This is a genomic window from Micromonospora thermarum (genome assembly GCF_012034245.1).
Classification (GTDB): Bacteria; Actinomycetota; Actinomycetes; order Mycobacteriales; family Micromonosporaceae; genus Micromonospora; species Micromonospora thermarum.
In genome coordinates, this window is record NZ_JAATEO010000001.1 from 54,593 (window position 1) to 75,333 (window position 20,741).

Here is a 20,741-nt window from a genome sequence, read left to right on the forward strand (position 1 = left end):
GTTCAACTCCACTTGGCTGGGCGAGCATAGATCTGCCCAGTGGCCGCGTCCGCGACGATGTTCGGTAGTTGAGCGTCACGAAGGGCCCGCTCACGGATGAAGAATTGGCCGAGGTTGCCAACTCGGGTCAGGTGATTCGAGGCCCGCGTGTTGCCGGGGGGCATTGCGAGGTAGATCCGCTGGTCGGGATTGACCGCCTTAACGGTGGCGAGCGCTGGGGCGAGGTCGGTGTCGGCGCTGACGAGCAGGGTGGTGTCAGCGATCCGGAGAGCGGCGTCGGCGACAATCATGGCGCCGAGTGCCACGTCCGTCCCCTTCTCCTCATAGCTTCTGTACTGCCGGCCGCAGCTGCAGGTGTAGCTCTTGCCGCACCGGCGGCAGTCCTTGATCGTCCGCTCCTTGAATCGCCCCAGGTGCACGTGCAACAGGTCTCCGTTGCGGACCTTCATGGCGTCGATGTAGCTGGTCTGGTTCTGGGCGGCAACGGGCTCGTTCTTCACGATCGCCGAGAAGTAGTGGACGGCTGTCACGGTGTCCTTGGGTCTGAGCTGGCGAACGAGCTCAACGACGTCGAGCCACATGTGCCTGCGGCCATACTTGTTCTTCATCCCGTAGTACAGGTTGAAGCCGTCGATGTAGGCAGCGACTGTCGCCACGTTCACCTCTCTTGGCTCTCGGCGCTGGTGTATGGTGGGTCCATACGACGCCGAGAGATACGGCAGGAACGGCCCCTACGGGGGCCGTTTTTTTGTCCGAGAACATCGGCACCATATCGTCACTGACCGACGGTCGATCGGGCGGCTACGTGACGTAAGGCCGCCGATATCACCGATGGTGCTCGGACAGGTGGCGGCGCGAGTTGCGGGGCGGGGGCAGAATGCCGGGATGCCCGTCGTCGAGGCGGTGGTGACCGTGCCGGTCCCACCCGAGCTGGCCTTCGCGGTCTCGCAGACCACCGCGCCGGTGCGCTACCGATGGGACCCGTTCGTCCGGGAACAGCACTTCGTCGACGGTGCCACCCGGCCCGGCAAGGGGGTGCGGACGTTCACCCGCTCGCGGCACGGCCTCGTGATGGTCAGCGAGTACGTCTCGTTCGCGCCGCCGACCAACGTCGGCATGAAGATGGTGCGCGGTCCCTGGTTCTTCGAGATGTTCGCCGGCGGATGGCGGTTCGCCCCCGCTCCCGAGCCCGGCCACACCGTCGCCACCTGGCGGTACAGCTTCCGTTGCCGCCCGGCGTTCCTGCGCCCGGTCGCCGACCGGATCGGCACGTGGCTGCTCGGCCGGGACATCCGCCGCCGGATCGCCGGCTACGCCGCCGGCTGCGCGGATCCGCAGGTGCTCGCGGCCGCCCGGCGCTCCCTCACCGACGGCTGAGCCGTCGCTACTGTCACCCGCTGCTGCGGGGGCGGGCGGCGGCGATGAAGATACGCCAGGCGTCGGGGCGGAACGCGAGCGTCGGGCCGGACCGGTCCTTGCTGTCCCGCACCAGCACGACCCCCGGCAGATTGTCCGCCACCTCGACACAGGCGCCACCGGTGTCGCCGGAGCGCGTCGATGTGCGCCATCGCGGCTCGGCAGCACTCATGGCGTCACCTTCAGCTTCCGGATCAAGTCCCGCGAGGCGCCTGTGGACAGCGCCTCGCCGAGCAGGCTATCCCACTTGCGGTCGATCAGCCGGACGACCTCTGGGTCGTCGATGACGTGTCCCCGGGCCACGTCCTCCACATAGGTGACGCGTTCGCCGTCAGGCATTTCTGCCAGAAGGAAGCCGCCGATGAGGCCGACGTGTGCCCCCACGTCGAGAGGTATCACGTGCAGTCGGACGCTGGGCAGGGAAGCCACCTCCAGCAGCCGCCCGAGCTGCACGTCGAGCGTCTCCGGTCCACCGATGGGCCGGCGGAGGGCGCCTTCGTCGATGACGAAGACGCAGAGTGGTGGTTCTTCCCGACGGAGCAGCTGTTGACGCTCCATCCGCACCGCGACCAGTTCGTCGACGGTAGCCATGGGATGGAGGCCGCCAGCCGAGATGACGGCTCGCGCATACTCCTCCGTCTGAAGCAGTCCCGGGATCAGACATGGCTCGAATTCGCACAACCGGATCGCCTGCTGCTCATGGGTGCGCCAAGGCACGAACCAGGTCGGCAGCCGTTGGCGATCTGCCGCCTTCAACAGTTCGGCCAGGAGGCCGCCGGTGCCGAGGGCCTGGTCGGCGGCCACGGCGAACTCCATGGTCGGTCGTCGGCGGCCGGTCTCGATGGCGGCGACGGTGGACGGGCTCCACTTGATCAGTGTCGCCAGCCCTTCCTGCGACACCTCCGCGCCGGCCCGGGCTGCCTTGAGCGCCCGGATCCACATGTCGACGTTCATCCTTACGTCTCCGGTAAGTACGTGACCGCGTTCCGTAGTAAGCCCTGGCATCCTCCCCCGTCCCGGCCGGCGAGTCCAGGGTGGAGGATGCGCGGCCCGGCCGGTGGAGGCGACGACCCGGCGGCCGGTCCTGCGTCGGGCCGCCCCGGTCAATCCCCCGGTCGGGGCGGCCCCCGACCTGGAGGAGGCCCCCGATGTTCAAGCTGTTCCGGAGGAACGCCGCGCTGCGGTCGTACCCGGTCAGAACCCGGCCGGCACCGGCCGCGGTGCCGGGCGCGACGGCGTCGGACCGGGCCGTGGCCCGGCCGGAGGTTCCACCGGCCTGGGCGACCTGGCCGACCGTGGCGTTGCCACGACCTGGCCGGGCCGGGTGGCTTACCCCGGCGCAGACCTGGCGGGCCAACGGCGGTCGCTGGTGACCACCGGCCCCTCACACGCGGTGGCGCGGTCGTGAGCCGGCCCATGCCGCACGTGGCGATGCGTCCGCTCTGGCGGTGCCGGGCGTGCGGCGCGCACTGGCCGTGCCAGCCGGCCCGGCTGGCGCTGCTCGTGGAGTACCGGCACGACCGGCCAGCCCTGCTGATCTACCTGGGGACGCTGATGGCCGAGGCGTCGGCTCAGCTCGCGCAGCTCAACGGGAACGCACCGCCGGCCGGGCTGCACGAGCGCTTCCTCGCGTGGGCACGGGTCCGGGACGGCAGAATGTCCACGTGAATCATGAGCCCGGTGCCGAGATCCACCACACCGATCCGTTCGCCGTACCGGTGGACCGGCGCTCCCCCGTACGCCGGTTGCGCGGCCGGCTGGCGGCGCCGGTGACACTGTGGACGGCGCCCGGGCCGGCGGGCCTGACGGTCTCCTCCACGCTGGTGGCGGAGGGCGAGCCGGACCGGCTACTCGGCCTGATCGACCCGGAGGCCGACCTGTGGGCGGCAATGGAGGAGGCCGGCCGCTTCGCGGTCGCGCCGCTGAATCCGTCGCACCGGCAGCTCGCGGACCGGTTCGCCGGGCTCTTCCCGTCGCCCGGCGGCCTGTTCGCCGCCGGCGACTGGACGCAGACGGACTACGGCCCGGTGCCTTCCGACGCCGGCGGCTGGGCGGGCTGCCGGCTCGACACCGCGCGGGAGTACGGCTGGGGCCTGCTGGTGGAGGCCACCATCGAGACCGTCGAGCTGGCCGAGGAGACGGACCCGCTGCTGCACTACCGGGGCCGGTACCGCGAGCTGACCTGACCGGCTTCGACCTGGTCGCCCTGGTCCACGACGCATGGGGACCAGGCCGCCGCTCCGACACGACCACCCGGGGCCCACGCCACCGACCGGTCACCGGAGTGAGCCACGTCACTCGGCGCAGCCACCGTGCCGTTCGGCGCACCCGATGGCCGATGCCGATCTCACGCTTCCCGGGTCGGGAGTGCGCTCCTTACCGTGCGCGAAACTCCCCGATGCCTGTGAAGGTGGTGATCCACAGATGTCCACGGACACACCCGCGTCCGCCCCCGCCGAGTCGGCGGCGGAGCGCTATCTGGCCGTACAACGGTCGGACGAGTTCGCCGGGTTGCGACGCGCGCTGCGCGGCTTCGTCTTCCCGATGACCGTCGCGTTCTTCCTGTGGTACGCGCTCTACGTGATCCTGTCCGCGTACGCGCGGGACTTCATGGGCACGAAGCTCGTCGGCAACATCAACGTCGCCCTGGTCTTCGGACTGCTCCAGTTCGTCTCCACCTTCCTCATCGCCTGGCTCTACTCCCGGTACGCCGACCGGAAGATCGACCCGGTCGCCGACCGGATCCGCGCCGAGATGGGGGAGGTGACCCATGAACACGGTCCTCGCGGCTGAGGCGGGTGACACCACCGCCCGGAACCTCACCATCACGCTGTTCCTGGTGTTCGTGGCGGTGACGCTGGCCATCACGATCTGGGCCAGCCGGCAGACCAAGACGGCGACCGACTTCTACGCGGGCGGTCGCTCCTTCTCCGGCTTCCAGAACGGCATGGCGATCGGCGGCGACTACATGTCGGCGGCGTCGTTCCTCGGCATCGCCGGCATCATCGCCCTGTACGGCTACGACGGGTTCCTCTACTCGATCGGCTTCCTGGTCGCCTGGCTGGTGGCGCTGCTGCTGGTCGCGGAACTGCTGCGAAACTCCGGTCGCTACACGATGGCCGACGTGCTGGCCTTCCGGATGCGGCAGCGGCCGGTCCGCACGGCCGCGGCGGTCTCCACCATCACGGTGTCGATCTTCTACCTGCTGGCGCAGATGGTCGGCGCCGGCGCCCTGGTCGCCCTGCTGCTCGGCATCAAGCCGGGGACCACCTTCCTCGGCATGGACGCGGACGCCGCCAAGATCGCCACCATCATCATGGTCGGCGCCCTGATGATCATCTACGTGACGGTCGGTGGCATGAAGGGCACCACGTACGTGCAGATCGTCAAGGCGTTCCTGCTGATGGGCGGCGCGCTGATCATGACCGTGCTGGTGCTCGCCAAGTTCAATTTCAACCTGTCGTCGCTGCTCGGTCAGGCGGCCGAGTCGTCCGGCAAGGGCAGCGCCTTCCTGGAACCCGGGCTGCGCTACGGCGTCGAGGTGGCCGGGAACTCGACACAGACCTTCTACAACAAGATCGACCTGCTGTCGCTCGGCATCGCGCTGGTGCTCGGCACGGCCGGCCTGCCGCACATCCTGATCCGTTTCTACACGGTGCCGACGGCGAAGGCGGCCCGCAAGAGCGTGCTCTGGGCGATCGGCATCATCGGCACCTTCTACCTGCTCACCCTGGCGCTCGGCTTCGGCGCCGCCGCGCTGGTCGGCGGCGAGGCGATCACCGCGCAGGACAAGGCCGGCAACACGGCGGCGCCACAGCTGGCCGAGGCGCTCGGCGTCGACTTCCTCGGCGGTGATCTCGGCGGGGCCACCCTGCTCGCGGTCATCGCGGCGGTCGCCTTCGCCACCATCCTCGCCGTCGTGGCCGGGTTGACCCTCGCGTCCTCGTCCAGCCTGGCGCACGACTTCTACGCCAACGTCATCAAGGACGGGAGGGCGTCCGAGCGGCAGGAGGTGACGGTCGCGCGGGTCTCCGCGCTGGTGATCGGCGCGATCTCGATCGTGCTGTCGATCTTCGCGCAGAACCTGAACGTCGCCTTCCTGGTGGCGCTGGCCTTCGCGGTGGCGGCGTCGGGCAACCTGCCGGCGATCCTCTACAGCCTCTTCTGGAAGCGGTTCAACACGTCCGGCGCGGTGTGGGCGATCTACGGCGGCCTGTTCGCCGCGGTCTTCCTGGTGTTCTTCTCCCCGGTGGTGTCCGGGGCGCCGACGTCGATGTTCCCCGACCAGGACTGGCAGTGGTTCCCGCTGTCGAACCCGGGCATCCTCTCCATCCCGTTCGGCTTCCTGTGCGGGTGGCTCGGCACGGTGCTCTCCAAGGAGCGCGACGAGGACAAGTACGCCGAGCTTGAGGTGCGCTCGCTCACCGGGGCGGGCGCGCACTGACCACCCCGGGTGGGTCGTGCGGGAGTGCGCCGGCCCACCCGGCGGTGACAAACCCGGCCCCCGGTCGACGCCACGTCGACCGGGGGCCCTTCCTCGCCGGGTCACCCGCCGGGCCGCTCGGTAGGCTGACCGGCATGAAGGTTGTGCAGCGCTTCGGGCCCGGTCACCGCATCCTCGTCACCGGCGGCGCCGGTTTCGTGCCGTCGCACGTGGTGGACGTCCTGATCGGTCGCGGCTGCACGGTGGTCGCGGTGGACAACTTCGTCACCGGGTCGAAGGAGAACGTCGCCCACCTGGCCGACACGCCGACCTTCACCCTGGTCGAGGCCGACATCTCGGAGGGTCTGCCGACCCACCACCCCGCGTTCGCCGAGCGGTTCGACGCGATCCTGCACATGGCCTCGCCGGCCAGCCCGACGGACTTCGAGAAGCTGCCGGTGGAGATCCTGCGGGTCGGCTCGGTCGCCACCCTGCACCTGCTCGAGCGGGCGGTCGCCGACGGCGCCCGGTTCCTGATGGCGTCCACCTCCGAGGCGTACGGGGACCCGAAGGAGCACCCGCAGCGCGAGACGTACTGGGGCAACGTCAACCCGATCGGCGTCCGCAGCGTCTACGACGAGTCGAAGCGGTTCTCCGAGGCCGCCACGATGGCGTACCACCGCAGCCGGGGGCTGGACGTCGCGATCGTCCGGATCTTCAACACGTACGGGCCGCGGATGCGTCCGGACGACGGGCGGGCCATCCCGACCTTCATCTCCCAGGCGCTGCGCGGCGAGCCGATCACCGTGCACGGAACCGGCAACCAGACGCGCTCGATCTGCTACGTCGACGACCTGGTGCGGGGCATCCTGCTGCTGCTCGACTCGACGGAGACCGGGCCGATCAACTGCGGCACCGAGCACGAGATGAGCATGCGGCAACTGGCAGAGACGATCGTGTCACTCTGCGGCAGCAGCTCCGAGGTGACCTACATCACCCGTGCGGCCGACGATCCGGAGATGCGCCGCCCGGATCTCACGCTCGCCCGGGAACTGCTCGGATACGAGCCGCGCGTCACGCCCGAAGAGGGCCTGCGACGCACGATCGCGTACTTCCGCGAGCGGCTGGGGTAACCGGCCGGCGACGAGCGGTGGCGACGCCGGCTCCGCTTCAGGGCGACACTGGCCGGGCGTACGTACCCTGAGTTACATGTCAGCGACCACGCCCGCCGGTTTCCCGCTTCCGCACTCCGGGGGTGTCCCCCTGCACCGCAGCGCCGGGCGCGCGTCGGTGCCGGGCTCCGGCCCGGCTGGAGGCGCCCGGTCGACCGAGACGCAGTGGTATCCCTCGTACGACGACGAACCGTCGGCGGGCGGCCCCCGTGGCCCCGTCGGCCCCGGTGGCCCCGGTGACTTCGGCGGTGGCGACGGCGGTGCCGGCCGGCCCCGGCGGCGTGGCCCCCGCCCGCGCTGGGGCCGGATCGGTCTGGTGGCCGGCATCGCGGTGCTGGTGCTCGCGCTGCTCGGCGGCACCGGCGCCTGGTTCTACGCCCGCGGCCTCAACGAGGACCTGGGGCGCACCGACCCGTTCTCGCAGATCACCGGCGGGCGGCCGGCCAAGGCGGTCGACGGCGCGCTGAACATCCTGATGGTCGGCAGCGACTCGCGGGACCCGGACGCCCCGGTCAACGAGGCCAGCAAGTGGCGCGCGGACACGATCATCGTGATGCACATCCCGAGCAACCACCAGCAGGCCTACCTGGTGTCGATCCCGCGTGACCTGTACGTGCCGATCCCGGAGAGCGCCGGCGCGGACTGCGGCTCGGGCCAGCGCGGAAAGATCAACGCCGCGTTCGCGTTCGGCGGCCTGCCCCTGGCGGTCCGCACCGTGGAGTGCTTCACCGACGTACGCCTCGACCACGTGATGGCGATCGACTTCGCCGGCTTCAAGCAGGTCACCGACGCGCTCGGCGGCGTCGACCTGACCGTGGAGAAGACGATCACCTCGATCCACAAGCCGTACCGGACGTTCACCAAGGGCGTCAACCACATGGACGGCGCCGAGGCGCTCGACTGGATCCGGCAGCGCAAGCAGTTCCCGAACGGCGACTTCGACCGGATGCGGCACCAGCAGGAGTTCCTCCGCGCGCTGATGGACAAGGCCGCGAGCACCGGGACGCTCACCAACCCCGTCAAGCTGAACAACTTCCTGAAGTCGGTGACCGCCGCGGTCACCGTCGACGAGGGGTTCTCCCTGGTCGACATGGCGGTGCAGTTCCGCAACCTGCGCGGGGAGAACCTGACGTTCGTGACCAGCCCGCACAACGGCAGCCAGACGATCAACGGCGAGTCGGTGGTGGTCTCGGACCGGGAGAGGGCGCTCTCCATGTACCAGGCGATGGCCAAGGACACCATGGCGGACTGGGTCAAGGCGAACCAGAAGAGCGACGGCGGCAACTGATCACCCCGCCTTCCGCCACATCGACCCCGATCGTCACCGGTCGGTGGCTGACCACCCCGAACTCCGGGCGCCAGCCGCCGACCGGTCGTATCCGACCCCTCCGTTCGGTCGATATATTCATCGGGCGGCCTGGATAACGGCATTTGACCGTGGGGTGAACTCGCCAGGACGGGAAAGCGTCCGTACAGTGATCCCGCCCCCCGATCACGAGCTGGAGCACGCATGCCGGTTCAGACCAGCGGCCGCCCGCCGTCGCTGGAGGCCCCCCGCGCGTCGGCCCGGATGTCCGCAACCATCCCGACGCAGCCCGGGAGCGGTCGTCCGCCCACCACCACCCCCGCCAGTCGCAAGCGCCGCCGCAAGGACCCGTTGTGGGCGCGCATCACGCTGATCTTCGGTGCCGTCCTGATGCTCACCAGCGGCGTCGCGATCGTCGGCGGCAAGGTGATGATCGACCAGGCCACCGGCAACATCGACCAGCGCAACCTGCTCGGCGACGCCGGCAAGTCGGGTGCCGAGGGCGGCGCCAACCTCGACGGCCCGATCGACATGCTGCTGCTCGGCGTCGACGCGCGGCAGTCGTGGGCACCGGACGACGTCCGGGCCGACAGCATCATCGTGCTGCACATCCCGGCGAGCCACGACCAGGCGTACCTGATCTCGATCCCCCGGGACACCGAGGCGCGGATCCCGGCCTTCCCGAAGACCGGCTATCAGGGCGGGGTGGACAAGATCAATGCGGCGTTCCAGGCCGGCGTCCGCAACGGCGGCGGCTGGGAGGGCGGCGCGCAGCTGACCGCGCAGACCATCAAGCAGATGACCGGCATCAGCTTCGACGGCGCCGCGATCATCAACTTCGGCGGCTTCAAGCGCATCATCGACACCCTCGGCTCGGTCCGCATCTGCGTCAGCCAGGAGGTCAAGTCGCACCACATGGTGTACGTGGACGGCAAGCCGATGTGGAACGCGGAGGCGAAGAAGACCGGCAAGCCGATGACCCCGGTGGTGCACAAGAAGGGCTGCCGGGAGATGGCGGGCTGGGCGGCGCTGGACTACTCGCGCCAGCGCTACGGCCTCAAGAACGCCGACTACGACCGGCAGCAGAACCAGCAGCAGCTGATCAAGGCGATGGCGAAGAAGGCGACCCAGAACGGCACGTTGACCAACCCGGCCAAGATCAGCAAGCTGATCGACGCGGCCGGCGACGCGTTCGTCCTGGACACCGGCGGCGTGCCGGTCGCCGACTTCATCTTCACCATGCGTGGGGTCACCGGCAGCGACCTGACGATGCTGCGGACGAACGGCGGCACCTTCAACGGCAACGGCAACAACCGCGAGGCGCTCAGCGAGCAGACGCTGGAGATGTTCCGCGCCGTCAAGGAGGACCGGCTGGCCGACTTCGTGGTCGCCAACCCGGAGGTGCTCTCCACCCGGAAGTGACCGGGGTCGGGTTTCACCGAAGCGGCCCGGCGGAGACGTGCCGAGCCGTAGCCTGACGTGAAGAGGATTCGCGTACGGTGGCGGGGAGGAACCACGTCCAGGTCGGGGGGTGGACGGGAGCGGGCCGGCGCGGGCGTCCGACCCGGACCGCCCCGCTGGCCCCGCCTCCTGCTCCGTCTCGGCCTCGCCCTGGCGCTGGTGGCCGGGCTCGCGGTGGTCGGCCTCCGGGTGGTCGCCGAGCGGTACGACCGGGCCGTGGTCAAGGAGCGGCTGCTCGACGAGAGCGCCCGCCGGAAACGCACCGACCTGGACGGCCCCCTCAACTACCTCCTCGTGGGCACCGACCGGTGGCGGAGCGGCAGTGCCGCCGACCGGCGGTCGGACAGCATCCTCATCGTGCACGTGCCCGCGGGCGGGCGGGAGGCGTTCCTGGTCTCCGTACCCCGGGACCTGCTGGTCGCCATCCCCGCGACCGCCGGCTACGGCGGCGGGCAGGACAAGATCAATGCGGCGTACGAGCACGGCGGTGGTGGACTGCCGGGCAGCAGACTGCTCTCGGCGACCCTGGCCCGGTTGACCGGGATCCGCTTCGACGGTGCCGCCCTGATCGACTTCTCCGGCTTCCGCCAGGTCATCGACCTGCTCGGCGGCGTCCGCATGTGCGTCGACACCCAGGTCCGGTCGATCCACACCGACCGGGTCTTCACGCCCGGTTGCCAGCGGATGGACGGCGGCACCGCCCTGGACTTCGTCCGCCAGCGGTACGACCTGCCGAACGGCGACTACGACCGGCAGACCCACCAGCAGCAACTGCTGCGGGCCGTGCTGGACCGGGCCGGCGAGACGTCGCTGCGGACCAACCCCGTGAAGCTCGACCGGGTGATCCGCGCCGTGGGTGACTCCCTGACCGTGGACACCAACGGCGTACCCCTGGAGGACCTCGTGATCGCGCTGCGCGACCTGCCGGCGGACGCGCTGCGCGGGCTCCAGGTGCCCTCCCGGCCGCAGACCATCGGCCAGGTGTCGTACGTGGTGCTGGACGACGGCGGCGGCGGCCTCTTCGAGGCGGTCCGGACCACCCGGGTGCCGGAGTGGGCCCGGGCCAACCCGCGCTGGGTCACCCGCCTCTGAGCGGTACGGCCTGAACACGGCCTAAGCTTGGTACCCGTGTTCGGACCCCGCGTACCCACCGTGACCGTCCCCGAGATCGCCGACGACACGTACCTGCTCGACGTCCGGGAGGACGACGAGTGGGCCGCCGGCCACGCCCCCGGCGCCCACCACCTGCCGATGATGGAACTGCCGTCCCGGCTGGCGGAGGTGCCGACCGACCGGGACGTCGCGGTCATCTGCCGCTCCGGCGGACGATCCGCCCAGGTCGTCGCGTACCTCATGCGCAACGGCTGGGAGCAGGTCCGCAACGTCGAGGGCGGGATGGGCGACTGGGCCGCGGCCGGGCGACCCGTGGTCGGCGAGGACGGGCAGCCGGGCCGGGTCCTGTAGCGGAGAGGAACGCATGGACCGACCCCTGGTCTTCGCGCACCGCGGCTCGTCGTACGACCTCCCGGAGCACACCCTCGCCGCGTACCTGCGCGCACTCGACGAGGGTGCCGACGGGCTGGAGTGCGACGTCCGGTTGACCCGCGACGGGCACCTCGTCTGCGTCCACGACCGGCGCCTGGACCGGACCAGCAACGGGCGGGGCCTGGTGAGCGCGCGCACCCTCGCCGAACTGGACGCGCTCGACTTCGGGTCCTGGCACCCCGGCTGCGCCGACGGGGACGAGGTGCTCGACGAGTCGCACACCCGGCTGCTCACCCTGGAACGGCTGCTGGACGCGGTGCTCGCCGCCGGCCGGCCGGTCCGGCTGCTCGTGGAGACCAAGCACCCCTCCCGGTACGGGCGGGACGTCGAACGGCGGCTCGTCGCGCTGCTGCGCCGGTACGGGCTGACCGAGCCCCGGCCCGAGCACCCGGTCCAGGTCACGGTGATGTCGTTCTCGCTGCTGGCGGTCCGCCGGATCCGCGAACTCGCTCCCGCGCTGCCGACCGTACTGCTGCTGGAGATGCTGCCCCGCCGGGTGCGGCTGGGCCGACTACCGTTCGGGACCCGGATCGCCGGGCCCGGGGTGGCGCTGGTGCGGGCCCGCCCGGACCTGGTTCCGGCACTCCGCACGGCCGGCAACCAGGTGTACGTCTGGACCGTCAACGACCCCGCCGACCTGGACCTGGTGCTGGCCGCTGGGGTGGACGGCATCATCACCGACCGCCCGGCCCAGGCCCTGGCCCGCGTCCGGGGCTGAGCGACCGGCCGGACGGGGGTGTCCGGAGATTCGCTCGGCGGGGCACACTCGGGGCATGCCGGAGCGCACGGACCTTTCCGCTCTGATCACCGGCCACACGGTGGTCATCGAGATGATCAACTCAGGGGACGCGGGCCTGCCGGTCCTCACCCAGCTGCTCCGGGTGGCCCAGTCCGCGCTGGGCGCGGCCGGCATGGCGTTCGTCGAGTTCGCGCCCACCGGCGGCCGGGTGATCGCCGCCACCGGCGCCGTCGAGTGGACCCTCGGCCGCCCCCTGCCGGCCGACGACCCGGACACCGCCTGCCTGCTCTCCGGGCCCCGGGTCCGGCAGGTCCGGATCGACCGGCTCACCGGCAAGCTCGGCGCCGAGCTGGCCGACCGGGGACTGCACCGGGTGGTCGCCTCCCGCGCCGAGGTCGGCGGGCTCACCGTCGGGAGCCTGCACGCCCTCTACCACGCGGACGGCGACGACCCGGGCACCGACCAGCACACCGTCGTCGCGTACGTCGCCTCCTGCATCGCCCACATGTACGGCGACCAGAGCGGCCTGCCGGTGCACGGCGACGGCCCGGTGGTGGCCGCGATGGCGGACGGGCTGGCCGTGGTCGACCGCGACGGTCACGTCCGGCTCTGGAACCCGGCCGCCGCCCAGGTGACCGGCCGCTCCGCCGCCGACGCGCTCAACGAGCCGCTGCCGTTCCCCCTCCCCCCGCCCGGGCAGGTGCTCGACCACCGGCTGCCGGGCGGCCGCTGGCTGCGGGTCACGTCGGGCGAGCTGCCCGGCCCCGGCACGCTGCGGGTGGTCACCTTCCGCGACATCACCGACCAGCAGCGCCGCGACAGCGACCGCGATCTCTTCGTGGCGGTGACCAGCCACGAGCTGCGGACCCCGGTCACCGTCATCAAGGGGTACGCCGACACCCTCACCGACCACTGGGAGTCGCTGACCGACGCCGACCGGCGGATGGCCGCCCGCGTGATCGGCCAGCGCGCCAACGAACTGGCCCGCCTCGTCGACCGGTTGCTCTCCTCAGCGACCGAGGCGGGCCCGGGCGAGGAGCCGTCGGCCCCGTACGACCTCGGCGACGCCCTGCGGACGGCGGTGGCCGACCTTTCCGCGGAGCTGCGCCACCGCATCACGCTGGACCTGCCGGTAGGGCTGCCCAAGGCGCTCGGCCACCGGGCGAGCCTGGCCACGGTGCTGACCGAGCTGTGCACGAACGCCGGCAAGTACTCGCCGCCCGGCAGCCCGATCACGATCACCGCCGGGGCCGACGGGCAGACCGTCTCCTTCCGGGTCGCCGACCAGGGCATCGGCATCCGCCCCGAGCACGTGGAGCGCGCGTTCGACCGGTTCTGGCAGGGCGAGTCCGGCGACCGTCGCCGCTACCCCGGCGCGGGGCTGGGCCTCTATCTCGTCCGCCGGATCGTTGAACAACAGAATGGATGGGTATCCCTTCGGCCGAAGGCCGGTGGCGGTACCGTCGCAGAGGTGCGGCTGCCCCGCGGGTGACCGGCGGTGGCGGGGGTGTGGAGGGGCGACGGTGTCAACGGAAGGTGCCGAACGGGCGTGGTGCGTGGTGGTGCCTCACCACGGGACGGGTGCACGGCAGGCGAGGCACCGGCTCGCCGACGAGCTGACCGGGATCGTGAACCCGCCGCTGCTCGCGGACCTGGTGGCGGTCCTCGCGGAGTTGGTGGGCAACGCCGTACGCCACGCCGACCCCCTCCCGGGCGGGGTGATCCGGGTGGCCTGGCGACTCCGCGACACTGCCACCGGCCCCCGCGTCCACCTGCGGGTGACCGACGGCGGCGCGCCGGGCGGGCCGCGGATGCGGGAGGCCGACCCGGACGCGATGGACGGCCGGGGTCTGCACATCGTCTCGGGCCTGTCGAGCCGCTGGGGCGTCGACCGGGACGGGCTCGGCCAGACCGTGTGGGCGGAGTTCGAGCCGGCCGGCTCGGCGCAGCCCGACCTGGTGGTGGCGTGACCGGGGGGTGCGGGCGGGTCCTCCCCACGCCGGCCCACGCCGGCCTCTAGGCTGTCGACCCGTGAGCAAGCGTCGAAAGAGCCAGCGGGCCGCGGACACCACCGGTAAGCGCGAGAAGGTGCGGGACGTCTTCGTGCCCCGCCCCTTCGAGGGGCTGGCCGACGAGCCGGAGTGGATCGCGCTGCGCGAGCTGGTGCCGGCGGCCTCCGCGCCGCTGCGGCTCGCGCCGGACCTCGTCGAGGAGTACGGCGACCGCGAGGTCCTGCTGGCCACCGTGCTGCCGATGGCGGCGCCGGCGATGACCAAGCCGGACGGGCGGGTCTTCGTCGGTCTCCAGCGGCACCAGCAGTCCGGCGACATCTCGCGGGACCTGGCCGAGGCGCTGCTCTGCGCTCTGCGTACCGAGCCCGGTGGCCAGGTCACCGTGCCGCCGCTGCCCGGCCCCGGCCCCCGGCTCCAGGACGTGCTGGTCGACGGGCCGCTCGACATCACCCTGCACGACGGCTTCGAGTTCTGGCTCGACCCGGGCGCGGCGGACGACCCGACCGTGCAGGCGTCGCTGGAGCGGGCCAACGCCGCCATCTACCCCACCGTGCGGCTGAGCGCGGCGCGGGCCGCGTACTGGTGCCAGGTGCCGGAGAAGGCGCACGTACGGTGGGTGCTGCCCGACGACGAGGACGCCGCGCTGGACGCCCTGGCGCGACTGAGCGCGGCCGGCACCCTGACGCTCGGCGAGCAGACGAAGTTCGCCGGCATGTTCCGGGCGCACGGCCGCCTCGTACCGGTCTGGGACCTCCCCGAGGACACCCCGGCCGGCGAGTGGGAGCAGCCGGTGGCGGACTTCGCCAAGCGCTACGCCGAGGCCCTGGCGGACCCCACCCCGCTGGACGCCACGGCCCGGCGCGCCCGCCACGGCCTGCTCGGCCGCCAGCTCACGTTGCGCTGACCGGCGGGACGCGGCGGGTGCCGCGTCGCCACGGGGCGCTTACCCGCGCAGCGGGTCACGGACCAGCGGACAGGACATGCACCGGGGGCCACCCCGGCCGGAGCCCAGCTCGGAGCCGGCGATCGGGATGACCTCGATGCCGGCCCGTTCCAGCTGCGCGTTGGTCTCCGTGTTGCGCTCGTAGCCGACGCAGAGCCGGGGAGCGAGGGCGAGGGTGTTGTTGCCGTCGTCCCACTGCTCGCGCTCGGCAGTGACCGGATCCAGACCGGTGTCGATGACCCGGAGCTGGTCCAGGTCCATCGCGTCGGCCGCGGCCCGCAGGAACGGCGCCGGGCCGTCCACCCGCGGATCCTCGCCGTCGGCGCCGGCGATGACGGTGTACGCGGACAGCGTGCTCGCGATGTTCGGGTACATCAGCACGGCGTCGACGTCGACCATCGTGCAGACGGTGTCGAGGTGCATCGTGGCGCGCTCCTGCGCGATCGGCACGACGAGGATGGTGTGCGCCAGCCGGGCGGCGAAGACCTGGCGCGCGAGACGCTCCGCGCCCGCCGGTGTGGTGCGCTCACCCACCCCGACCGCCAGCACGCCGGGAGCGAGCAGGAGCACGTCGCCGCCCTCGAGGTGCTCCATCTCCGGGTGGTACACGAACTCACTGCCGGCGAAGCGCGGGTGGTGCCGGTAGATCGCGTCGGTCAGCGTGGTCTCCCGCCGGCGGGCCGTCATGGCCAGGCTGGTGACCGCGACCCGGTCACCGATCCAGACCGACGAGTCCCGGGTGAAGAGCAGGTTCGGCAGCGGGTCGATGACGAAGTCGTGCCGGTCCATCAGCGTGTAGACGAGGCCGCCGGGCCGGTCCCGGCTGATCCGCAGTTCCTCGTGCGCCAGGCCGGCGATGAACACGTCGGCCAGCGCCGCCGGGTCGAGGTACGCGAGGTGGTCGGCGACCCGGGCGCGCAGCGAGTCGCCGAGCCGGGGGGTGCGCAGCACCAGTTCGGTGAGTTCAGCACGCGCGTCGGCGACGGCGAGCGTCTCGGCCAGCAACTCGGCCAGGTAGAGCACCTCGACCCCCCGCTCGCGCAGGGCGGCGGCGAACGCGTCGTGCTCCTCCTGCGCGCGGCCCACCCAGGGGATGGCGTCGAAGAGGAGGGAGTCGTTGTTGCGGGGGGTGAGCCGGGCGAGTTCGGGCCCCGGCCGGTGCAGCATGACCGTGCCCAGCCGACCGACCTCGCTGTCCACGTAGTGGGTCACTCCCGAAGCGTAGGGCCTGGGTCGGCATCCCGGCGTCCGTCGCGTCGACTGGGGCGCCGAGGCAGGGTTTGGCGGCATCCGGCAAAACCGCTGTGGATGAATACGGCATTCATCCACAGTCACTCCGGCGCTCCAACTTGCCGACCGGGGGGAGTGGCAACGTAGGGTAGTGAGGACATAACTTCGAGGGACCTTTTGCCGGAGGTCGCGATGACTGTCTTCCCCGCTCGACGAGCCGTACCGTCGCCCCGGGCACTGCCGCCCGTCGCGGTGCCGCACCCCCGAACGGAGCCCCAGGGCGTTCTCAGCCCGGCCCGTCCGTCCCCGTTGGAGTGGGCCCGCCGCCTGCGGGCGGAGCGCGGGGCCCGGCGGCTGGAGGCGGCCGGCGCGCGGGCGCTGGGCCAGCTCGACCACCTGGGGCCCGCCTGGCACGTCATCGAGTGGCCCCGCACCGACGCCACCGACCTGCTGCGCGACCAGGCGGGTGACGACCGCGCCGGCTTCCTCGCCATCGGCCCGAGCGGCCTCTACGCGGTCACCGTCGCCGACCACGGCCGGGCCCGCGTGCTGGTGGCCGGCGACGTCGTGCAGATCAACGGCAAGCGCCCGCCGTACGTGGCCGAGGCCCGCCGCGACGCCAAACGGGCGAGCAAGGCCCTCTCCGACGCGGTGGGGCTGCCGATCCCGGTGACGCCGGTGCTGACCTTCGTCGGCTCCGGCGTGATCAGCGTCTACGGCCTTCCGAAGGACTGCCTGATGGCGACCCACCGGGAGCTGGACCGGCTGCTCGTCGCCGCGGGCAACCGGATCAGCCCGGCCACCGCCGAGAAGCTCTCCCGGGTCGCCCAACATCCGGCCACCTGGCTCAACGGCACCTACCGCCCGACCGCCGACTACCGGTGGTACGAGGAGGGCCGAACGGCCGCTGACAAGCCGGTCGGCCGGCGGTAACGTCAGCCGCGACGCCACGCGGCCCGGGTCGGATCGGCACCCGCCGGTCGCGCCGTCGCCGGCCGCCCGGTCAGGGCCTGGATCACCACCCGGCGGCCCGGTGACCCCGGCGCGGTCAGCGGCCGACCCCCGGACCAGCTAGCGTGGACAGACCGTCGGTGTACATAGGAGGCTCGGTGGCCCACGTCGAACTTTCGCTCTCGGAAGTGTTCGTGCCGACGGCAGGGACATCGCCAGAGCAGGGGTCCGACAACGTTGGGCAGTGGTCCTCGACGGTCTCCCGGGCGGACGAGCCATGCCTGCTGATCGACGCCGAGACCCGGGTGGTCGCCGTCTCCGCGTCCGGGTGCGAGCTGCTCTGCCTGGGCGCCCCGCGGGACGTGATCGGGCGACCGTTGCTCGACGGCAGCCTGCGGCTGCTCGACTTCACCGCCAACCGGGGCGAGCTGACCGAGCCGGAGATCGACAAGATCCCGCCGCTGCTCGCCCTCTCCTCGGGTCGCCTGGCCCGGGGGCTGCTCCGGGTCCAGGGGGCATCGCCGGACGCGCCCGACGCCACCGTCGACGCGATCTCCACCCCCGTCCTCACGGATGGGGAGGTCGCCGGCTCCCTCACCTTCTTCTCCGAGGTCTGACCTGCGTCGGCGTGTGGCGTGCGCCGCACGCGCCGAAGGTGGGGTACGCGCTCGCCGAGGCCGTAAGGTGCCCTCATGCTCGATATCGCTCTGCTGCCGGGTGAGTACGCCGTCTGCCGCCTCGCGGCCGGCTCCGCCCTGCCGCCCGCCCTGCCGCCCGCCCTGTCGGGCGGCCTGAGCGACGGCGATGTCGTCACGGTGAGCTGGACCGCCGACGGGGTCTCGGTGATCTGCCCCGCCGACCGGGCGCCCGAGCAGGCCGTCGTGGAGACCGCCTGGCGCTGCCTGCGGGTGGCGGGCCCGCTCGACCTCGCCGTCTCCGGCACCCTGGCCGCGCTGGTCGACCCGCTGGCCGAGGCCCGGGTCAGTGTGGTCGCGTTCTCCACCTACGACACCGACTACCTGCTGGTCCCCGCGGTACGCCTGGACGAGGCCGTCACGGCCCTGGACCGGGCCGGGCACCGCGTGCTCACCGGGCCGTGACGCCACGTCGCGGCGCGAACCGGCGAGGCGCGGCCGGGCGGTGACGCCGGCACCGGCTCCGGCTTCACCCGGCCGCCGGATGCTCCTACGATGGGCACGGCCTGCCCCGGCCGCAACGGTCAGCGTCGATGTCCTGAGGATCGGTCCGTGACGCCCACCCCGCCCCGCCGTGCCACCGCCCGTCCCCGTGCCGCTGTCGCCCTCCTGGCCGTGCTGCTGACGGCCGGCTGCGGCGCCCCACCCGAACTGCGGCAGCCCACACCCACCCGGGCCGCCCGGACCGCCACGCCGGGTCCCACCGGCACGCCCACCGCCGTCCCGAGCCCGCCGTTGACCGGGCTTCCCGGGCTGCCGGGCACCGGGTCGACACCCTCCCCCGGCCTGGTCGCCGCCCCCTGCACCGCCGGCCCGTCCGGTCAGCGGATCACCGACCTGGTACGCGGGCGTGACGTGCTGCCCCGCAACGCCCGCGTCCAGGTGAAGACCGGCCCGCTCTGCGCCGACGACTGGCACTACACCGTCCTCGACGTGGCGGGCCACGAGCCGCTCCAGGTGGTCACCCGCGGCCCGGGCGGCGCACCTCGCCTGGTCACCGCCGGGACCGACGTCTGCACCGTGGAGGTGCGGGTCGCCGCCCCGGTCGGCGTCCGGACGCTGGCCTGCGACGCCGGCACGGCCCCCGCCTTCGGTGCGTAGGCTGTCGCCATGCCGGGAACACCGCCGACCCGCTTCGTCTACCTCGGGCCCGAGGGCACCTTCGCCGAGCAGGCGCTGCGCACCATCCCCGCCGCCGAGCGGGCCAACCGTACGCCCGCCCGCAGCGTCGGGGAGGCGCTGGAGAGCGTACGGGCCGGGGACGCGGACGCGGCGCTGGTGCCGCTGGAGAACTCGATCGGGGGCGCGGTCGGGGTGACCCTCGACGAACTGGCCGAGGGGGACCCGTTGGTGATCACCCGCGAGGTGATCCTGCCGGTGGAGTTCGTGCTCGGCGCCCGCCCCGGCACGTCACTGCCGGCGGTCCGCAGCGTCGCCGCCCACCCGCAGGCGTCCACCCAGTGTCGGAACTGGCTGCGTGCGCACCTGCCGGACGCCGTGGTGGTGGACGTCCTCTCCAACGGGGCGGCGGCGGCCGGCGCCGCGGCCGGCGAGTACGACGCGGCGATCTGTGCCCCGATCGGCGCGACCCGGCACCGGCTCGAGGTGCTGGCCGACAAGATCGCCGACCATCCGGACGCGGTGACCCGGTTCGCGCTGGTGTCCCGGCCGGGTCCACCCCCGCCGCCGACCGGGGACGACGTGACCTCGCTGGCGGTCTACATCGCCCACGACCGGGTGGGGGCGCTGCTGTCGGTGCTGATGGAGCTGGCCGTCCGCGGGGTCAACCTGACGCGGATCGAGTCCCGTCCGACCGGTGAGGCGCTCGGCCGGTACGTGTTCTTCCTCGACTGCACCGGGCACGTGGCCGACGTACGCCTCGGCGAGGCGTTGCAGGGCCTGCGCCGGGTGTGCGCGGACGTCCGCTTCCTCGGGTCGTACCCCCGGCACCGCTGGACCGCGGCGGCGGGTGAGCGGCCGGTCCCCGCGCCGGCGGGGCTCTCCGACGCCGACTATGCCGACGCCGCCGCGTGGCTGGCCCGGCTGCGCAGGGGCGACCTGACCTGAGCGTCCGCCCACAGGTGCCGGGGCGCACCGCGTTCGCGGCGCGCCCCGACGGGCGTCAGCTCAGCAGGCCACCGAGGAGGCCGCCCTGCTGCTCCTGGGCGCCGCTGCCCATGATCGGCGGCTCCTCGGAGGGCTGGACGACCACGAAGCCCTGCCCGGCGAAGCTCATCGTGAACGCCTCACCGGTACGCCGGCCGAGCAGGGTGCCCAGGCCGAGCTGCTCCGCCCGGTGGTAGCCGGTCTGGAGGTTGGCGGACCAGCAGACCGCCGCCTGCGGGTCGACGTAGGTGGGGGCGTCGACGTTGAGGACGACGGGCGTGCCCTTGGTCGTGATGGCGATCCGGCCGTGGCCGCTGAAGACGCAGTTGAACAGGCCGGACGACGAGGCCATGCCGGCGCCGCCGACCATGCGGATGTCGTACTGGAGGGTGGAGTCGAAGGCGAGCACGCTCGATCCGTTGATCGAGAGGGCGTCGCCCGGCTCCAGCTCGATGATGTGCACGTCCTTGGCGAAGTCGGCCAGGAAGACGTCGCCCTGACCGGTGACCTTCATCAGCGGGACGCCCTCGCCGGTGAGCTTCTGCTTGAGGAACTTGCCGAGCCCGCCGGAGCCGAGTGCCTGGAACTGCACGTGCCCCTGGTAGGCCACCATCGACCCGACCCGGGCCATCGCCTCACCGTTGAGTTCGATCTTGAGCATCTTGGAGTTCTGCAGCCGCATACCGGGCTGTGCGGACTCCTTCTCCAGATTCTCGGAGGAGAAGAGCTCGCTGCGCATGGA

23 protein-coding genes and 1 pseudogene are annotated in these 20,741 nt (G+C 72.2%); 19 read left to right on the top strand and 5 right to left on the bottom strand.

What is annotated here, in order from left to right:
- Positions 1 to 2: 2 nt before the first annotated feature.
- The gene (locus HCJ94_RS00285; RefSeq protein WP_167998911.1) at positions 3 to 662 is read right to left on the bottom strand and encodes an NYN domain-containing protein; all 660 of its coding nucleotides are present in this window, start codon (positions 660 to 662) and stop codon (positions 3 to 5) included.
- A gap of 223 nt (positions 663 to 885) precedes the next feature.
- Between HCJ94_RS00285 and HCJ94_RS00290 the strand changes: the two genes are divergently transcribed.
- Positions 886 to 1,377, top strand: coding sequence for an SRPBCC family protein (locus HCJ94_RS00290; RefSeq protein WP_167998912.1), 492 nt, complete (start codon positions 886 to 888; stop codon positions 1,375 to 1,377).
- Between the two features lie 13 nt (positions 1,378 to 1,390).
- On the opposite strand, the gene HCJ94_RS00295 is transcribed toward HCJ94_RS00290, so the two are convergent.
- Together HCJ94_RS00295 and HCJ94_RS00300 are read right to left on the bottom strand one after the other, a co-directional pair.
- A complete protein-coding gene (locus HCJ94_RS00295) occupies positions 1,391 to 1,588 on the bottom strand; it encodes a DUF397 domain-containing protein (RefSeq protein ID WP_167998913.1) in 198 nt (65 codons plus the stop codon).
- Positions 1,585 to 2,370, bottom strand: a complete 786-nt coding sequence (locus tag HCJ94_RS00300) for a helix-turn-helix domain-containing protein (protein WP_167998914.1) — start codon at positions 2,368 to 2,370, stop codon at positions 1,585 to 1,587. The genes HCJ94_RS00295 and HCJ94_RS00300 overlap by 4 nt, the downstream gene beginning before the upstream one ends.
- A gap of 194 nt (positions 2,371 to 2,564) precedes the next feature.
- Here HCJ94_RS00300 and HCJ94_RS00305 point away from each other — a divergent pair, with 194 nt between their 5' ends.
- From HCJ94_RS00305 to HCJ94_RS00370, 13 genes and pseudogenes are all read left to right on the top strand, one after another.
- Complete coding sequence (locus HCJ94_RS00305; protein WP_167998866.1) at positions 2,565 to 2,789, top strand: hypothetical protein; 225 nt, start codon at positions 2,565 to 2,567, stop codon at positions 2,787 to 2,789.
- A 58-nt stretch (positions 2,790 to 2,847) separates the two neighbouring features.
- Positions 2,848 to 3,602 (top strand): annotated as a pseudogene (locus tag HCJ94_RS00315) (flavin reductase family protein).
- 238 nt (positions 3,603 to 3,840) lie between these two features.
- Positions 3,841 to 4,209 carry a DUF485 domain-containing protein gene (locus HCJ94_RS00320; RefSeq protein ID WP_167998916.1) on the top strand — a complete coding sequence of 123 codons (369 nt, stop codon included), beginning with the start codon at positions 3,841 to 3,843 and terminating at the stop codon, positions 4,207 to 4,209.
- Positions 4,187 to 5,860, top strand: a complete 1,674-nt coding sequence (locus HCJ94_RS00325) for a monocarboxylic acid transporter (RefSeq protein ID WP_167998917.1) — start codon at positions 4,187 to 4,189, stop codon at positions 5,858 to 5,860. Before HCJ94_RS00320 ends, HCJ94_RS00325 begins: the two co-directional genes overlap by 23 nt.
- 134 nt (positions 5,861 to 5,994) lie before the next feature.
- On the top strand, positions 5,995 to 6,972 hold the full coding sequence (locus HCJ94_RS00330) for an NAD-dependent epimerase/dehydratase family protein (RefSeq protein WP_167998918.1): 978 nt from the start codon (positions 5,995 to 5,997) through the stop codon (positions 6,970 to 6,972).
- 76 nt (positions 6,973 to 7,048) lie between these two features.
- Entirely contained in the window at positions 7,049 to 8,299 is a 1,251-nt protein-coding gene (locus HCJ94_RS00335; RefSeq protein WP_167998919.1) for an LCP family protein, read from the top strand.
- A 222-nt stretch (positions 8,300 to 8,521) separates the two neighbouring features.
- On the top strand, positions 8,522 to 9,739 hold the full coding sequence (locus HCJ94_RS00340) for an LCP family protein (protein WP_167998920.1): 1,218 nt from the start codon (positions 8,522 to 8,524) through the stop codon (positions 9,737 to 9,739).
- Between the two features lie 57 nt (positions 9,740 to 9,796).
- Entirely contained in the window at positions 9,797 to 10,870 is a 1,074-nt protein-coding gene (locus HCJ94_RS00345) for an LCP family protein (protein ID WP_167998921.1), read from the top strand.
- Between the two features lie 36 nt (positions 10,871 to 10,906).
- Positions 10,907 to 11,242 (top strand): rhodanese-like domain-containing protein, encoded by a 336-nt coding sequence (locus HCJ94_RS00350; protein WP_167998922.1) that lies wholly within the window; start codon positions 10,907 to 10,909, stop codon positions 11,240 to 11,242.
- 13 nt (positions 11,243 to 11,255) lie between these two features.
- Complete coding sequence (locus HCJ94_RS00355) at positions 11,256 to 12,041, top strand: glycerophosphodiester phosphodiesterase (protein ID WP_167998923.1); 786 nt, start codon at positions 11,256 to 11,258, stop codon at positions 12,039 to 12,041.
- Between the two features lie 55 nt (positions 12,042 to 12,096).
- Positions 12,097 to 13,554, top strand: a complete 1,458-nt coding sequence (locus tag HCJ94_RS00360) for a sensor histidine kinase (RefSeq protein WP_167998924.1) — start codon at positions 12,097 to 12,099, stop codon at positions 13,552 to 13,554.
- A gap of 64 nt (positions 13,555 to 13,618) precedes the next feature.
- A complete protein-coding gene (locus HCJ94_RS29795) occupies positions 13,619 to 14,032 on the top strand; it encodes an ATP-binding protein (RefSeq protein ID WP_309227103.1) in 414 nt (137 codons plus the stop codon).
- Between the two features lie 61 nt (positions 14,033 to 14,093).
- Entirely contained in the window at positions 14,094 to 14,978 is an 885-nt protein-coding gene (locus HCJ94_RS00370; protein WP_167998926.1) for a DUF5926 family protein, read from the top strand.
- 39 nt (positions 14,979 to 15,017) lie between these two features.
- Here HCJ94_RS00370 and HCJ94_RS00375 read toward each other — a convergent pair whose 3' ends face one another.
- Positions 15,018 to 16,184 (bottom strand): arginine deiminase, encoded by a 1,167-nt coding sequence (locus HCJ94_RS00375; protein ID WP_205800459.1) that lies wholly within the window; start codon positions 16,182 to 16,184, stop codon positions 15,018 to 15,020.
- A gap of 255 nt (positions 16,185 to 16,439) precedes the next feature.
- Between HCJ94_RS00375 and HCJ94_RS00380 the strand changes: the two genes are divergently transcribed.
- The 5 genes from HCJ94_RS00380 to pheA all read left to right on the top strand — a co-directional run bounded on the left by HCJ94_RS00380 (position 16,440) and on the right by pheA (position 19,960).
- Entirely contained in the window at positions 16,440 to 17,180 is a 741-nt protein-coding gene (locus HCJ94_RS00380; RefSeq protein WP_167998928.1) for a hypothetical protein, read from the top strand.
- A gap of 176 nt (positions 17,181 to 17,356) precedes the next feature.
- A complete protein-coding gene (locus tag HCJ94_RS00385; RefSeq protein WP_167998929.1) occupies positions 17,357 to 17,815 on the top strand; it encodes a hypothetical protein in 459 nt (152 codons plus the stop codon).
- 75 nt (positions 17,816 to 17,890) lie between these two features.
- Complete coding sequence (locus HCJ94_RS00390) at positions 17,891 to 18,298, top strand: ACT domain-containing protein (protein ID WP_167998930.1); 408 nt, start codon at positions 17,891 to 17,893, stop codon at positions 18,296 to 18,298.
- Positions 18,299 to 18,388: 90 nt separating this feature from the next.
- Positions 18,389 to 18,994, top strand: coding sequence for a hypothetical protein (locus HCJ94_RS00395; protein WP_373684172.1), 606 nt, complete (start codon positions 18,389 to 18,391; stop codon positions 18,992 to 18,994).
- A gap of 9 nt (positions 18,995 to 19,003) precedes the next feature.
- Positions 19,004 to 19,960 carry a prephenate dehydratase gene (gene pheA, locus HCJ94_RS00400; protein ID WP_167998932.1) on the top strand — a complete coding sequence of 319 codons (957 nt, stop codon included), beginning with the start codon at positions 19,004 to 19,006 and terminating at the stop codon, positions 19,958 to 19,960.
- Between the two features lie 55 nt (positions 19,961 to 20,015).
- Here pheA and HCJ94_RS00405 read toward each other — a convergent pair whose 3' ends face one another.
- Entirely contained in the window at positions 20,016 to 20,738 is a 723-nt protein-coding gene (locus HCJ94_RS00405; protein ID WP_167998933.1) for an AIM24 family protein, read from the bottom strand.
- Positions 20,739 to 20,741: the final 3 nt, after the last annotated feature.